The sequence below is a fragment of the Paenibacillus sp. TCA20 genome, assembly GCF_000732325.1.
GTDB lineage: Bacteria > Bacillota > Bacilli > Paenibacillales > Paenibacillaceae > Paenibacillus > Paenibacillus urinalis.
On sequence record NZ_BBIW01000006.1, the window covers coordinates 304021 to 318962 of the forward strand.

13 protein-coding genes are annotated in these 14942 nt (G+C 47.7%); 5 read left to right on the forward strand and 8 right to left on the reverse strand.

Annotated elements, in window-relative coordinates; all coding sequences use genetic code 11:
• The first annotated feature begins 250 nt into the window (after window positions 1-250).
• Window positions 251-1678, forward strand: coding sequence for an aspartate ammonia-lyase (locus tag TCA2_RS14295; protein ID WP_370510357.1), 1428 nt, complete (start codon window positions 251-253; stop codon window positions 1676-1678).
• Between the two features lie 163 nt (window positions 1679-1841).
• Window positions 1842-2765 carry a proline dehydrogenase family protein gene (locus tag TCA2_RS14300; protein ID WP_047912266.1) on the forward strand — a complete coding sequence of 308 codons (924 nt, stop codon included), beginning with the start codon at window positions 1842-1844 and terminating at the stop codon, window positions 2763-2765.
• A 481-nt stretch (window positions 2766-3246) separates the two neighbouring features.
• Here the strand turns inward: TCA2_RS14300 and TCA2_RS14305 are convergent, their stop codons facing one another.
• Both TCA2_RS14305 and TCA2_RS28035 read right to left on the reverse strand, forming a co-directional pair.
• Window positions 3247-3585, reverse strand: coding sequence for a hypothetical protein (locus TCA2_RS14305; protein WP_152557751.1), 339 nt, complete (start codon window positions 3583-3585; stop codon window positions 3247-3249).
• Between the two features lie 77 nt (window positions 3586-3662).
• Window positions 3663-3749: a lipoprotein gene (locus TCA2_RS28035; protein WP_193746053.1), complete on the reverse strand. Its 87-nt coding sequence runs from the start codon at window positions 3747-3749 to the stop codon at window positions 3663-3665.
• Window positions 3750-4084: 335 nt separating this feature from the next.
• On the opposite strand from TCA2_RS28035, the gene TCA2_RS14310 reads away from it, so the two are divergent.
• Entirely contained in the window at window positions 4085-5215 is a 1131-nt protein-coding gene (locus TCA2_RS14310; RefSeq protein WP_047912268.1) for an AbrB family transcriptional regulator, read from the forward strand.
• Here the strand turns inward: TCA2_RS14310 and TCA2_RS14315 are convergent.
• From TCA2_RS14315 to TCA2_RS14325, 3 genes are read right to left on the reverse strand one after another with little or no spacing between them, the layout of a single operon-like run.
• Window positions 5192-6220 (reverse strand): biotin-dependent carboxyltransferase family protein, encoded by a 1029-nt coding sequence (locus TCA2_RS14315; protein ID WP_047912269.1) that lies wholly within the window; start codon window positions 6218-6220, stop codon window positions 5192-5194. The two genes, TCA2_RS14310 and TCA2_RS14315, sit on opposite strands and share 24 nt — an antisense overlap.
• A complete protein-coding gene (gene pxpB / locus TCA2_RS14320) occupies window positions 6217-7032 on the reverse strand; it encodes a 5-oxoprolinase subunit PxpB (RefSeq protein ID WP_047912270.1) in 816 nt (271 codons plus the stop codon). Before pxpB ends, TCA2_RS14315 begins: the two co-directional genes overlap by 4 nt.
• A complete protein-coding gene (locus tag TCA2_RS14325; RefSeq protein ID WP_047912271.1) occupies window positions 7033-7818 on the reverse strand; it encodes a LamB/YcsF family protein in 786 nt (261 codons plus the stop codon). It abuts the gene before it with no gap.
• A 174-nt stretch (window positions 7819-7992) separates the two neighbouring features.
• On the opposite strand from TCA2_RS14325, the gene TCA2_RS14330 reads away from it, so the two are divergent.
• A complete protein-coding gene (locus TCA2_RS14330; RefSeq protein ID WP_047912272.1) occupies window positions 7993-9222 on the forward strand; it encodes an aminopeptidase in 1230 nt (409 codons plus the stop codon).
• A 251-nt stretch (window positions 9223-9473) separates the two neighbouring features.
• Here TCA2_RS14330 and TCA2_RS14335 read toward each other — a convergent pair whose 3' ends face one another.
• On the reverse strand, window positions 9474-10478 hold the full coding sequence (locus TCA2_RS14335) for a DUF1835 domain-containing protein (RefSeq protein ID WP_047912273.1): 1005 nt from the start codon (window positions 10476-10478) through the stop codon (window positions 9474-9476).
• 61 nt (window positions 10479-10539) lie between these two features.
• Window positions 10540-12159: a PucR family transcriptional regulator gene (locus tag TCA2_RS14340; RefSeq protein ID WP_238546394.1), complete on the reverse strand. Its 1620-nt coding sequence runs from the start codon at window positions 12157-12159 to the stop codon at window positions 10540-10542.
• 270 nt (window positions 12160-12429) lie between these two features.
• Here TCA2_RS14340 and ald point away from each other — a divergent pair, with 270 nt between their 5' ends.
• Window positions 12430-13557, forward strand: coding sequence for an alanine dehydrogenase (ald, locus tag TCA2_RS14345; protein WP_047912274.1), 1128 nt, complete (start codon window positions 12430-12432; stop codon window positions 13555-13557).
• Between the two features lie 133 nt (window positions 13558-13690).
• Here the strand turns inward: ald and TCA2_RS14350 are convergent, their stop codons facing one another.
• Complete coding sequence (locus TCA2_RS14350) at window positions 13691-14899, reverse strand: MFS transporter (RefSeq protein ID WP_047912275.1); 1209 nt, start codon at window positions 14897-14899, stop codon at window positions 13691-13693.
• Between the last annotated feature and the right edge of the window lie 43 nt (window positions 14900-14942).

Genomic DNA, 14942 nt, shown 5'->3' on the forward strand with positions numbered 1-14942 from the left:
TATATGGTTGATGTGCCTTTTTTCCAAACATCTCTGTCTCTCTCCTCTGTGGACATCTTATATTCATTGAGTGTGAACGCCTAGTCCTGTCCAATTCACTGCGCACTGCATATAATAATAGGAACAAAGTCGACCCTATCTGCTTTTTTGTGAAAATCTTGGATACTTTGAGGTATACTAGTAGTGCTTGTTTGCAATCCAGTGATGTACACCCCGGCAAGCACATCATAACCGTTTCCTATTGGAGGGAATAAAAGTGTCAGGATTAATTAGAACTGAAAAAGATTTTATCGGCGAAAAAGCCATCCCTGAGAATGCCTATTACGGTATCCAAACGATGCGCGCCGTCGAGAATTTCCCGATCACAGGAGTTCCTATTGAAAAGGAATTGATCACTGCATTAGCTGCTGTCAAAAAAGCTGCTGCTGCGGCCAACATGGATTTAAAAATGCTTCCTCAGCCGATCGGCAGTGCCATCATTACCGCTGCTGAAGAAGTCATGAAAGGCCAGCACCTTGATCATTTCATCGTCGATTCCATTCAAGGCGGCGCCGGCACCTCGATCAATATGAATATGAATGAAGTTCTCGCAAATCGCGGTCTCGAGCTGCTTAATCAAAATAAAGGCGACTACTTCCATTGCAATCCTAACAATCATGTAAATATGTCCCAATCGACCAATGATGCCATTCCAACAGCTCTCCGTATTGCAGCTTATCGCCTTAGCGAGCATCTGCTGGGTACGATGAAGGAGCTTGCAGAGGGCTTTAAACGTAAAGAGAAAGAATTCGACGATGTCGTTAAAGTCGGGCGCACCCATTTGCAGGATGCGGTTCCGATTAAGCTCGGACAAGAATTTGGCGCTTATGCGAGAGTACTCACTCGTGATATCGAACGGCTCGATCATGCAACCAAACGTCTACTCTCTATTAATCTTGGAGCGACCGCTGTTGGTACAGGACTAAACGCCAAAGTTGAATATATCGAAAAGGTAACCAGCCACCTGGCACAAATCACCGGACTCCCCCTCTATACAGCGGAGGATCTGGTGGATGCTACCCAAAATACAGACAGTTATCTTGAACTCTCGGCAGCTCTCAAGGTCTGTGCCGTGAACATGTCCAAGATCTGCAATGATATTCGTATGATGGCTTCAGGACCAAGAGCGGGATTCTCCGAGCTGCTCCTGCCGCCGAGACAACCAGGCTCCTCCATTATGCCAGGCAAGGTAAACCCGGTCATGGCCGAAGTGATGAACCAGATCTCGTTCCAGATCATCGGTAACGATCATACCATTGCGCTGGCCTGTGAAGCGGGTCAATTCGAGCTGAATGTCATGGGACCGGTCATCGCCTTTAATCTGCTTCAATCTCTGAAAATCATGAATAATGGCATGAGTGCCTTCCATGACTTCCTGGTGAAGGATTTAGAGGCCAATCGCAAACGAATCAAAGAAGTGCTCGATCAAAGCTTCAGCATGATTACCGCACTGAATCCACATCTCGGATATGATGTAGCGGCCGGTGTCATTAAGGAAGCTCTGCGTACAGGCTCCACCATCACGGCCATTATTCTGGAACGCGGACTGCTGACCCTGGAGGAACTGGATGAAATTCTTCATCCAGAACAAATGACGACACCCGGCATTGCCGGAGAACGTTTCCTGCATATGAATTAATCCACAGCTATACCCCGTCTTCCTTTCGAACGACGAACTGGACGACAAGTTTAAATAAGTCGTGTTCTCACTTACGAGAATACGGCTTATTTTCCGTATTGGATTGTTATTTAAGCCCTCTTCTCCCCATACATATGATTAGGAGAGAAGGGAGATATCGCCCATGATAACTACGAACGAGCTGTATCGAAAAACGCTACTTACGATTGCCGGCAATCCACGTATTGAACGGCTTACGATAAAATACGGAAGATCGCTCGCGAGACGATTTATTGCCAGTGAACACTTGGATGGTGCTCTTACGGAAGTGCGGAAACTAAATGAAATTGGAATCATGGCTACTCTGGATCATCTTGGCGAGGGCATTCAGCAGCTGGAACAGGCAACAGGCTACCGGGATGAGTACATTCGTCTCATCGAAGGGATATCGAAGAGCAAGGTTCAATCCAACGTTTCTTTGAAACCAACCCAGATGGGGCTCGCGCTGGATCCGGAAGCATGCTACCAGAATATTCGGGCTGTCGCTCGCGAGGCTAAGTATCATCGTAATTTTGTCAGGATTGATATGGAGGATTCGCCTTACACTGAAGCGACTCTTCAAATCGTTGAGAGACTTCATCGCGAGGGGCTCACCAATGTCGGTACTGTAATCCAGGCCTATCTGTTTCGGACGGAAGCGGATGTACAGCATTGTATTGAGCACCATATTCCACTTCGCCTGGTTAAGGGCGCCTACAAAGAACCTGCTGCCATCGCTTATCAAAATGCAAAGGATGTACGCAGCCAGTTTGAGCGTATCATTCAGCTGCATCTGGATCAGGACGTTTATACGGCAATTGCTTCGCATGATGATCGGATCATTCAATTTACGAAGAGATACGCAGCGGAGCATAGCATTTCCAAGGAACGATTTGAATTTCAGATGCTCTACGGGCTGAGAATGCAGGAACAAGAACGGCTGGCGGCCGAAGGTTATCGGGTAAGATGCTATGTACCCTATGGGACGATGTGGTACCCGTATTATACGAGGCGGCTTGCGGAGAAGCCGGGCAATTTAATGCTGGTGTTGAAGAATATGGGCAGGTGAGGGTAAAAGATAAATGCGAAAAGCGGAAAGATTAGTGTGGCGGCTCTATAAGTGAAAAGATACTTGCCGGCTGGCCTGGGGGGCTCTATAAGCGAATGTTCGTACGATCGTTCTTGGATTGAAAAGCTTTGAATTATTCTAAGCGGTATTCTTTCCAATCCAAATACGAACGCTGTCGCTTCTACCGAATCATTTCGCTTACTGAGCCTGGGGGCCAGCTGGCTGGTTAGTACCCTTCCCTATTCTTCTCTTGGGGGATGGGCCTGTTAGGTGTCCGATGGTTTTATTTCATCGGACTCTTTGGCTTGGAGAGCTCGCTGGGGCTTAATCTGGAAGTGGAAAGATGGCTGTGGCTGGCCTTGGGGGCTCTTTAAGTGAAAAGAAACTTGCGGGCTGGCCTGGGGGGCTCTATAAGCGAATGTTCGTCCGCTCATTCTTGGACGGGGCCATGTATGTCTAGTCTTCATCGGACTCTATACTATTAATTCGTATAATGTCCTTTATATAACCATTGTCCATCAACTAATTCAAAATGCATATATATAGCCACGTGTCCTTCATGGTAAACATTAGCGAGAAATACTTCGACTTCATTTTCATTCGTTTGATGATATCCCCGGTATTCTAAATTGCCTATTTCAATAGAGGACAACATCGAAACATCCTGCTTGTGGTCATCGTCTTTTAGTGTATAAGTTTCTTCCTGCTCGTCGAACTCCATTGTAGGAACAGAAAGGGATTCTAGGGTTACATAATCTTTGTTATTCATCGCACCAATAATCTTAAAAGACGCATTCAGTGTTCCTCTAATCACATTCATATGTTTCTCAGAAGGAGCCATTTTAGAAGCGTCAAGCTCTTCTATTAGTTGTTGATTCTCGGTCTGTAAATCTTGAATTAGTGCTTCGTCACTGGTGATACTTCACTATTACTACAAGCAGATAAGATAAATACAATAAATAACATAAAATATATTTTATTCATGATTTACCTCCTTTTCAAAAACAATAACAGACACTAAACAAAAAGGATGAAGAATTTGTAAGTTCTTCATCCTTTTTGTTTTTTAAAAATACATGATCTAAACTCAATGAACTCATTGTTTTGACGCTAGCATCATTGTCAGCTTGTATCTGAACGCCTGAATAAAATGGTATTGAGTCTTAATTAATTATGATCTGCAGCTAACATAAATCTCTGATTAAATTTATTAATAACTTTCATAATGTAAGCAAGGAGTAGTATGCTTAACAGGATCATGTACATATAAGAACGACCTACGCTCCATGAATCCAATATAGAATAGGATGATCTTCGCTATGCAAGGCATATTACGTAAGCATAAAACGGCACGCCTGTGCCTAACACTGCTCACTGCTCTACTCGGCGGCTGGGTTTTTGCTCTGCTTCACATTCCGCTCTCCTGGCTGCTGGGTCCAATGGTATTTGTACTGATCGGCTCTAGTAAATGGGCAGCCCAGTTTGAGTGGAACGCCTCCCTGCGAAATACAGGAATGATCATCGTTGCCTATACGATGGGCTTGTCCTTCACTCTCTCTGCGATTAAGGAAATTACCAGGCATCTGCCGACGATGCTCCTTATGACGGTGCTGTTACTCCTGTTGTGTGCTGGCATGGCCGTTATTTTGTCCCGACTGACGCGAACCGATTTCTTGACGATGCTGATGGGCAGCATCCCTGGCGGCTTAAGCCAGGTCGTTACCCTTGCGGAAGAAACCAAAGGGGTTAATGTCACGATCGTTACCGTTATGCAGGTCATTCGTTTATTTACCATCATCATATCCGTTCCCGCCCTGCTCTTCAGCCCTATTATTGGTCAGACTCATGAGCATTCAGGTTCAGATGGTGCTGGTCTCAGTGAAGGAGCTGCTGCGATAATGGGCAGCGGTCAAAGTATTATTTTGAACTATGGACTGTATGCTGTGGTCTGTATTGTGTGTGCTTGGGGAGCCAAGCAATTAAAATTCCCAACTGCGCCGCTGCTCGGCCCCATGATCGGAACCGCATTGCTGCAAATGACGGGTCTAATTGGCCCTATTCTGCCTCCTGCGGCTATTAACGGAGCTCAAGTGCTTATTGGTGCATATCTTGGTTTGCTGCTCAAGCCCGGTCAGTTTACGCAGAGATTTAAAATTCTGTCCCTTTCCATTACTTCGAGTCTGCTGCTTGTCACTGGCGCGGCAATACTTAGCTTCTTATTGTCTGTGTTTAGTTCTGTCAGTCTTCCAACTGCGCTGCTCAGCCTGGCCCCTGGAGGAATGGATCAAATGAGTATTATGGCGCATGAGATCGGTGCAGATCTGTCCATCGTTGCTGTCTATCAGTTGTTCCGTCTGCTGTTTATTTTTTTTGCAGTTCCTCCCGTACTGAGAATGATCATAAGCTATGTACACAAAAGGAACCGTCTAGTGACCGAGGAGCATCTTTAATTGGATGGCATTTCTAAGCTGATTCATTTGGATCTCCTTCATAATCAGAAGGGTCTCCGCTTCCTGCACACGGATGAGGCGAAAGGACAGATGAGCTCCTGGAGGAAGCTGGGCAAGGAGTCCGAGATCTACACTTGCGACCTGCGCTATTCGCGGATATCCTCCCGTGGTCTGCCGGTCAGCCAGCAGCACAATAGGTTCTCCCACTGGCGGCAGCTGAATGGTCCCTTCACTTACCCCCTCCGAGAGGAGTTCGAGTTCACCTTGAAGTTCCAAGGGGCCCTCCGTGCCTCGAAGCCGGTATCCCATCCGATCTGAGCTTGGTTCAATTACATATTTCTGTTGTTCAAATCTGTTCTGACTACGCGCTGACATCCATGTATAATGATATCCTTCCACGACCCTGATGACATTGACTCGGGAATAAATAAGAGACGGATCGGCGAACCAAGATGTTGTAACATACCCGCTATGCTCCTCTCCTATATCAGCTATTATCTGCTCAAGCAAACGACTGCGTACTCCAGGTTTATGAATGGAGATCGTATCTCCTGACTGCAGCATCCTGCCCGAATAACCGCCCAGCTCACCTCTTACATAAGTACTCCGACTTCCCATAAGAACAGGAACATCCATCCCCCCGGCAGCGGCAATGTAGGCCCTGCACCCTCTCTTGCTAGAATAATCGGGGCCTCTGAATTTGATCCTGCTTCCTTCGTTTATAAAAAGCGGCCTCCACAACGGCAAGGCCTCACCGTCCATGACCGGTTTAAGGTCCCCTCCGCAAATGGCAATCAGACCCGAGTGCTCCATTCTGAATTCAGCTCCGGATAAAGTCACCTCCAGCACTGCGTCTGTCTCTTCATTACCCACGAGCATATTCGCGATTCTGGCCGCATCCTTGTCCATGGCACCTGACACAGGAACACCGTATTTTTGAAATCCCCATCTGCCCAAGTCCTGTACTGTCGTCAGCATCCCGGGCTTTATCACACGAATACTCACCCTTCACCGCCTCCTTGAATAAATGGAAAATTACCGTTCATGGATTCACCGTACTCCTTCTCCGTTATGGCCCGAAATTTCACCCGATCTCCGGCTTGAAGCAAGGAGGGTTCCTTCTCCATCGGATTAAACAAGGACAGCGGCGTCCTGCCGATAATCTGCCATCCGCCAGGCGTAGACTGTGAGTACACACCTGTCTGCCCGCCCCCAATACCGACGCTTCCTGCCGGGATCTGCAAGCGAGGTGTGACTCTTCTTGGTACAGTAATACTCGAATTCATCCCGCCGAGATAAGGAAAGCCTGGTGAGAAGCCGATCATATATACCGTATACTCCGGAGCTGTATGCTCTCGGATCACTTCTTCAGCAGATAGTCCTGTATGACGTGAGACCTGCTCCAAGTCTGGGCCCGCTTCTCCTCCATACCATACGGGAATCGTAATCAATCTTGGCTCTTCACGCTGAAGTGGAGCAGACTTGCCGAGCAGAGCCTTAACATAGCTCCTAACCCGCTGTGATGGGGAAATATACTTCCCACTTGGGCCGAACCCCTCGTCATATAGAGGCTCAGACTTAAATGCCCCACTTGTGTCACGCATTACGACGATAGGGTCGTAATGAACGGTAATGCTAGAAAATGCAGGTACACATTCAAGCATGCCGGGAAAAGGCTGCGCCTCCAGCTGGATCAAGCATGTACGCACTTGCTCGTGAATAACGGGATCAATTCTTTGATCAAATGCAATAAGGATTGCTGAATCACCCATCGAGACCATTTTTGGCTCTGTTAGCCGGGCCGGATACTGGTTCATTTACCGCTCCCCCATTCTTCGGACCTTGATTCCCTGTATGTCAAAAGCCTCCCTTAATTGCAAAGCATGCTCGATTGCCTCCGGTGTGTCGCCATGAATACATAATGTGTCAGCCTTGATCTTAATGGGGGTTCCTTCCCGTGAAATGACTTCCCCGGATTGTATCATCCGCAGTGCCTGCCGCACACAAGTGGAAGAATCGTGAATGACTGCTCCCTTAATATGCCTCGGGGTCAACGTCCCCCCCGCTTCATAGGTACGGTCAGCAAAGACCTCACTCGCTGTTCTGATACCGACTTCCTCTGCGGTATGAATGGAATGGCTTCCTGCCAGCCCGAACAGAATCAGACTCGAATCCACACGATACACCGCTTCCGCAATGGCTCTTGCGATCGGTTCCCGCTCAGCGGCCATATTGTACAGCGCTCCATGAGGCTTCACATGAGACAGTACGGCACCTTCTGCCTTAGCAATCGCAGTCAGCGCACCGATCTGGTACAAGGTCAGCTCGTATACCTCCTGAGGCGTCACTGCCATTTCTCTTCTGCCAAAGCCGATGAGATCCGGCAGACCTGGGTGCGCCCCAATTGCAACTCCATGAGCTAATGCCAGTTGAACAGCCTCTCTCATCTTCCCTGGGTCCCCCGCATGATAGCCGCAGGCAATGTTTGCGCTCGTTATGTATTTCATGATCTGGGCATCAGAGGATGAAGGATACACTCCATATCCCTCCCCCAGATCGCAATTAAGATCAATTCGGAATTCACGTGCTGGTTGGTTACTCATACACAAATACAGCCTCCTGACACGAAATCAATTTCCTTCTCATTACTTTGATTCATCATATCAAATTAGGGCGTACATGGCTCTACAAGCATCTTTATTTTGATTTCGAGAGAATTAGCAGTACACTAGAAGAGAACCATTTTTACCAGGCAGGAATAAGGAGGATATTTCAATATGGACTTTCAAACCAAACTCAATAACTATGCCGAGCTGCTCGTTAAGGTCGGTGTCAATGTACAACAAGGACAAACCGTCGTGCTCAATATTTCGATTGATTTTCCTGAGCTTGCTCGTGCCATTGTCCAAAAATCGTACGAAGCCGGTGCGTATAAAGTCAAAGTCAACTGGTCAGATGATGCCGTATCCCGAATTCAATATGACATGGGATCTGAGGAGTCGTTCCTGGATGTTCCTACGCATGCTGCAGCAGAACGGATCGAGCAGGCCGAGAATGGGGCTGCCTTTATTACGATCAAATCGGATGATCCAGATCTGTTAGCAGGTGTGTCATCACAAAAAATCATTAACGCTAACAAGACAGCAAGCAATGCCCTTACCCGTTTCCGCCAGCTGACGCAATCCTTCAAGGTAAGCTGGACACTCGGAGCAGCTCCTTCTGCAGGATGGGCAACCAAGGTGTTCCCTGATGTGCCGGAGGAAGAGGCTGTGGCGAAGCTGTGGGACGCGATCTTCCAAATGGTTCGTGCCGATCAGCCGGATCCGGTTGCTGCCTGGGAGAAGCATGTTGCTACTCTAAAAGAAAAATCAAGCTATCTGAACGACAAGCAGTACAAGCAGCTTCATTTCATTGGTCCAGGAACCGATCTTAAGCTCGATCTGCCTGAGAACCATGTATGGCTTGGCGGCAACAAAGAGAATGCAAAAGGCGTATGGTTTGTACCGAACCTGCCAACCGAAGAGGTATATTCCGCTCCTTTCCGTACAGGCGTAAACGGCACTGTGTCCAGCACGAAGCCGCTCAGCTACAGCGGAAATATTATTGATAACTTCACTTTCACGTTTGAGAACGGACGCGTAACCAAGGTTACAGCTGAGAAAGGTGAAGAAACCCTGAAAGGCCTTGTCGGAATGGACGAAGGCTCCCACTATCTTGGAGAAGTGGCATTGGTTCCGCATCATTCACCCATTTCGGACTCCAACATTTTGTTCTACAAAACACTATTTGATGAGAATGCCAGCTGTCACTTGGCGATCGGCAGTGCTTACTCGGCCTGTGTTGAAGGCGGTACGGAGCTCTCTCCAGAGGAGCTGCGTGAACGCGGTCTGAACACAAGTGCGGCACATACCGACTTCATGATCGGTTCCGGTGAGCTCGACATTATCGGAATTACGAAGGATGGCAAGGAAGAGGCAGTCTTCAAGCAGGGCAACTGGGCATTCTAATGATGCGGTAGAGCCGCTATTTTGAAGTCTGTAAACTTCATCGAAACGATAGTAGTAAGACCCGATTCACAGCTGACTTGTGTATCGGGTCTTATGATTTTCGAGAGAGTATTTTTTTATTTATTCGAGCGATCAGGACAAGATTTGGATCAGGACGAGATTTGGATCAGAGCAATGCGCTCCAGACCGCTTTCGTTCAGTAATACTTCATTTGGAGATGTATCAGCTCGGCATCAATCTGCATATTCGCGTTATTTCAGCTTCACAAGTGACTCCGTTACTCGATTCCAGCCCCACTTGACCCCCCCATGCAGAGGAATCCCTCCATACCATACCTCTTCAGTTGAGTCCGGCATATAATGAACGCTCCCGCCCAGCACCTTCTCGCCTTGCTCTGTTATGGTGAGTACAGCCTCCTTAAAACCTGCAGGGATGAACTGATAATCCGGGAAGCGATCACTTCCTGCCAATTGCAGCACAGGAGCGGAACCAGCAGCCATTCGTCTCAGAATCGACCAAAATTCAAGATCGCCCATGCCAAGAAGATGCAGTCGATCTCCGACCTCCCTGAACAGCGAATGCGGTCTTCTCCCGCCGTTCTTTAAGGTATTGAGTACTTCTTGCTCAACACAGCCAAGCCCATTTTGAAACGAAGGAAGTCTAGATAAATGAGCAGTAAAGGCTTTTTTGGCAAATGGAAGAATCGAAGTCTCTTCTTCGGTCTTCTCCAGCAACTGCGCTAACTCACTCGGGTTGGACGAGATATACGCCCTCCACCACGCGCTTCCCAGCTCAAGCTCATCACGGCTCAGCAGGTGCCATGTCCCGGATAAAGCTTGGAGCTCAGGTGGAGATAATTGTCCCAGTCCTCGAAACAATGGAATTCCAGGATAAGATCCAATGCTGAGCAGATTCAGCTTAACACGGACCGTGTCATTCTGTTGAAACCAGTGGAGCAGATACGCAAGTATCGTCTGATCGAACAAATCATGCTCGAACCACAGCACCACCTCATCAAATGCAGCGAGCCTCTTCAGCACAAGCTCCTGACTTCGACACTGGGCCATATACTCTCCTGCTGGAATACCAAGGAGGCGTTCCAGGGCTTCTGCCCGCAGAGAGGAATTCACCTCATCCTCCATATGCTCAAACAAGGGTCCGCACGAGTAGATTTCGCGCCACACCAGAATTTCGCCTTGTATTCCAGACTGTTTCAATTTATCTGCGACAATATCACCATTCACAATATGCAGCATGTTGGTTCCTCCATCATATAAGCTCTTTTTGACACGAAAAAAAATTGTACGCTCCGCTTCCCTAGCGGCTGTGCTGAAGCATATCATGGGCGAGCAGTGCCATTTCGATTGACGTTCGGCGGTGTGGCTGCAGCCAGTCCTCTCCCAGAATCTCCTCCAGCTTATCCAGTCTGTTATACAAGGTTTGTCTATGAATATATAGAGATTTAGCGGTCTCCAGCTTGGAGCCGAAGGCATTCATATAGGCCTGTAGCGTCGACAGAAGCTGAAGCTCGTGCTTCTCATCATATTGAATCAATGCTCCTAAGTGGTCCTGTACGAAGGACTTCAGAAACTCGTTCGGCGCAGCCTTTAGCAATTGATAGACTCCCAATCTGTCATAAAATAAACACGGGTTCATCTGAGGCACACTTCTACTGACCTCAATGACTTGATAAGCCTCCTCAAAGCTTCGCGAGGATTCAATCATCTTGCTTCTTGCTTTGCCAAAACCGGCATGAATCATCACACCTTCAAGCTGATGGGTAGCAAAACGGCTGATATCCGCTGTGATCGTCTGGAGTGTAAGCATTAGATTACGCTCCGTATCCTTCGTAATGGACTCTTTGGCACAGAGCACATGAATTTGGTTCATTTTCATCATCACAAGATGAGGTACATTATTTTTCTTCAGCAGTGAACGGAGCAGCACCATAATATCTTGATGCCCCGCTTCCTTTCGCTCCTCCGCAACGTTCTTGGAGCGATGCTCAATTTCCATCACACCGCCGATGAACAGGTATTGACCCTTCACCAGCAGACGCAGCCCCATGCTCGTCTGTGCCTGCTCCTCATTATGAATCCGGTTGCTGAGCAGATCCTGCAGAATACCGTTCTGATTACGGAGCATTTTCTCCTCCAGAAACTGAGTCCGCAGCAGTAGCGTGGCTACGGCTTTTACCGTGTAATCCAGAAGAAGAGGTGCTGCTTCCGTCGGCTGTTCTCTCGTTACAATGCCCACCCCCGAGAATACCTGCCCAAAAATAACGACAGGCTGGAACAATATCGTTGTGTCCTCATCGAGTGCAGCATGAATGTTTGATTCCTGACTCCCCAGGCTTCGATGCTCTACTTCATGGGCGTACAGCTCTGAAATTGCGGCTGCGACTTCTGGTTCTATACTGGGATAGAACTGGTTATGTTCAAGGGTAGAGATATACGCAACCTGCTGGGATGAATATTCATGGAGCAGACGGAGAATGCTGGATACATCGGTACTTTGGAGCGTCAGCTGCTGAATTTTGCGGGAATAATTCTCCAGATCCTTTAGGAGCTGATGCTGACGGTTAATAAGATAAGAGTGAATATCCTGCGTAATTTCTACAAAACGGACAGGCTTGTCAAATACGATAATCGGAAATCCATGCTCATCCGCTAGCTCAAGAATATCCGCAGGGATATGATCAATGCTTGTTCCGAATTCAACACACAGACCTGCAGCCTCACTCTGGATGAGCTGAAGAAGATACTCCTTCCGCTCCTGCTCAAATTTGAGCCAGAGTCCAGTAGACAAGATGAGATCGCCTCTGCTCAAGTAAGGTGAAATCTTGGTTATTTCCAGCACATGAACCCAGCCTACCTGACGATGGAGACCTTTTTCTCCGGCAGCAATATGGGCTCTTTTGAAGATCGGTCGGTTCATGACCTCTTTTATGGTAAGAGATTGTGATTTTTTCAGAAAACTCACCACCATGTGAAATATACTTACATTAACATTCATAACTACAACCATGACACTTGACTATTATGACATATTGTTATGCGAATTACATGATTTATAGACAGAAAGTAAGATGCATTTTGGTATTATCCAACATAGAATTGTAGTATAGCTGACATTGAATTATATAAAAACTTGAATCTATCAGCACGGTTGACATTCATATCCTACTCTAACGACGAGGTGATTCGCATGATCATTGGTGTACCAAAGGAAATTAAAAACAATGAAAACCGGGTAGCCCTTACACCCGCAGGAGCGGCAGAATTTGTACGCAAGGGGCATCAGGTATACGTGGAATCCGGTGCCGGCAATGGCAGCAATTTTACCGACGCTGAATATGCTGCAGCTGGAGCTGAGCTGACGGATGTTGCCTCAGTATGGAATAAAGCAGATATGGTGATGAAGGTCAAAGAGCCACTGTCCAGTGAATACGGATATTTCCGAAATGGTCTTATTCTGTTTACGTATCTTCACCTTGCGGCCGAGCCTGAGCTTACCAAAGCTCTCGTGGACAGCGGAGTGATTGCGATCGCTTACGAGACGATCACGGTGAACGGAGCCCTGCCTTTGCTGACGCCTATGAGTGAAGTCGCTGGCCGAATGGCTGCTCAGATCGGTGCTCAGCTGCTGGAGAAGAACAAAGGCGGCAAAGGGATTCTGCTATCCGGAGTTCCGGGTGTAAGCCGCGGTAAGGTTACGATCATCGGTGGAGGAATTGTGGGTACGAATGCAGCCAAAATCGCAGCAGGTCTTGGTGCAGATGTGACGATCATCGACCTTAGCGTGAATCGTCTCCGCGAGCTGGACGACATCTTCGGCAGCAGCATTCATACCCTGGTATCCACACCTGCAAATATTGCAGAAGCGGTCGCATCTTCTGATCTGTTGATCTGCGCTGTGCTGATTCCTGGCGCTAAGGCTCCTCGTCTCGTAACCGAAGACATGGTGAAGAATATGAGCCCCGGCTCGGTTATCGTGGATGTTGCCATTGACCAGGGCGGAATTGTAGAGACGATCGATCATATCACAACTCATGACAATCCAACTTATGTGAAGCATGGCGTTGTGCATTATGCGGTAGCCAATATGCCGGGTGCGGTGCCGCGTACTTCTACACTGGCACTCACAAATGCAACCTTGCCATATGCGCTGAAGCTGGCTAATCTTGGTGCTCTCCAAGCGATGAAGCTGGATAAGGCCATTCTTACAGGTCTGAATGTATTTAAAGGCCAGGTTACGTATGAGGCCGTCGCGAGAGATCTCGGGTATCCCTTCGTCTCAGCAGACGAAGCATTAAGAACCGCAGTAACCAACTAACTCGTCTGCAGCCCAGATCCTTCGAAGGCGATGATTGATAACACCTAAACTTCTATTCATATAAAAAAGAAAACAGCGCCTGCCTACTCAAGTTCAAGAGTAGGCAGGCGCTGCTTTTGCTTTTGTTCAAATATCAGGTATGAATCGGTGCAAGCTCATCCTGCACTTCTGCCTTTTGCTTCCGGTCGAGCTGATAAGAGAATGCTGTAATAACAAAGGCGGCAACCGTGAATGCAAGCGCCAGCCACGGAAGAGCGGCAAGTCCGCTGCTCTGCACAACCAGCCCCCCAATAAAGGAGCCTACTGCGATCCCGGTATTATTCGCAACCGGCATCAGAGAAGTCGCAAAATCTTTTGCCCGAGGCACGTATCGGCGAGCGAGATCAATAAGATACAGCTGTGTAGATGCATTCAGTACATAAGAGACCAGTGCAATCATAATCAGGCTCAGCAGCCCGGCAACAGGCACCGAGGCAAGCAATCCGAACAGAACAAAAAGTGCCGCCTGAACCATAAAGACGATCCTCAGCTTACCCATGTAATCTCCCGTCGCGACTCGGCCCCCAATATAATTACTTACGATGGTAACGAGTCCATATATGAACAGAATAACACTGAACCAAGCCTTTGGAAGACCCATGACCTCGCCCATAATCGGTTCAATATACGTATATACTACAAATATAGCTGCCGTCCCGCAGGCTGGAATCAGAAAAGCAAGGATGATCCGCGGATTCCCAAGCAGAACAAACTGTTCTTTGGCGGATACCTTCACAACAGGAATACCTCTTGGAATATACACCGCGTTTAACAACAGCGCTGCTACGCCCAAAATGCTGACAAGAATAAATGTAGCAGGCCAATCAAAAAACTGTCCTACGAAGGTGCCGATCGGAACCCCAAACACATTAGCAATGGTAAAGCCGCCTAAAATGTAAGAGATTGCACGCCCCCGGCGCTCAGGGGCCACATAATCACTTGCTACCGATATGGCCAGCGATAGGGACAAACCGCACAGAATCGCTGTGACTATTCTTGTTCCCATCAGGAATGCAAATGAACCGGATAATGCGCTAAGTATGTTCAACAGGATGATGAGTGTAATCCCGGTTAATATCAGCATCCGCTTGGGGAAACGACCGAAGATGCTCAGTACAATTGGTGTACCCACAGCATAGGCCATGGCAAATCCAGATACTAATATTCCCGCCGCCGTGAGCGTAACGCCAAAATCACGGGCAATATCTGACAGCAGACCAACAATAACATATTCCGTCGTACCGAGGATAAATGCCATTAGTGTAAAAGAAAAGACGAGTCCTTTTTCCTTGGAGTAAGACATGTTTCTCTCCCTCTATCTTTATATAATTTCATAGTGCGGTGTA

What these genes read in the sequence shown, in the direction of transcription:
- TCA2_RS14300 (WP_047912266.1), top strand. Translation starts at nt 1,842, where the DNA reads ATGATAACTACGAACGAGCTGTATCGAAAAACGCTACTTACGATTGCC.
- TCA2_RS14305 (WP_152557751.1), bottom strand. Translation starts at nt 3,585, where the DNA reads ATGAATGTGATTAGAGGAACACTGAATGCGTCTTTTAAGATTATTGGT.
- TCA2_RS28035 (WP_193746053.1), bottom strand. Translation starts at nt 3,749, where the DNA reads ATGAATAAAATATATTTTATGTTATTTATTGTATTTATCTTATCTGCT.
- TCA2_RS14310 (WP_047912268.1), top strand. Translation starts at nt 4,085, where the DNA reads ATGCAAGGCATATTACGTAAGCATAAAACGGCACGCCTGTGCCTAACA.
- pxpB (WP_047912270.1), bottom strand. Translation starts at nt 7,032, where the DNA reads ATGAACCAGTATCCGGCCCGGCTAACAGAGCCAAAAATGGTCTCGATG.
- TCA2_RS14325 (WP_047912271.1), bottom strand. Translation starts at nt 7,818, where the DNA reads ATGAGTAACCAACCAGCACGTGAATTCCGAATTGATCTTAATTGCGAT.
- TCA2_RS14330 (WP_047912272.1), top strand. Translation starts at nt 7,993, where the DNA reads ATGGACTTTCAAACCAAACTCAATAACTATGCCGAGCTGCTCGTTAAG.
- TCA2_RS14335 (WP_047912273.1), bottom strand. Translation starts at nt 10,478, where the DNA reads ATGCTGCATATTGTGAATGGTGATATTGTCGCAGATAAATTGAAACAG.
- TCA2_RS14340 (WP_238546394.1), bottom strand. Translation starts at nt 12,159, where the DNA reads ATGAACCGACCGATCTTCAAAAGAGCCCATATTGCTGCCGGAGAAAAA.
- ald (WP_047912274.1), top strand. Translation starts at nt 12,430, where the DNA reads ATGATCATTGGTGTACCAAAGGAAATTAAAAACAATGAAAACCGGGTA.
- TCA2_RS14350 (WP_047912275.1), bottom strand. Translation starts at nt 14,899, where the DNA reads ATGTCTTACTCCAAGGAAAAAGGACTCGTCTTTTCTTTTACACTAATG.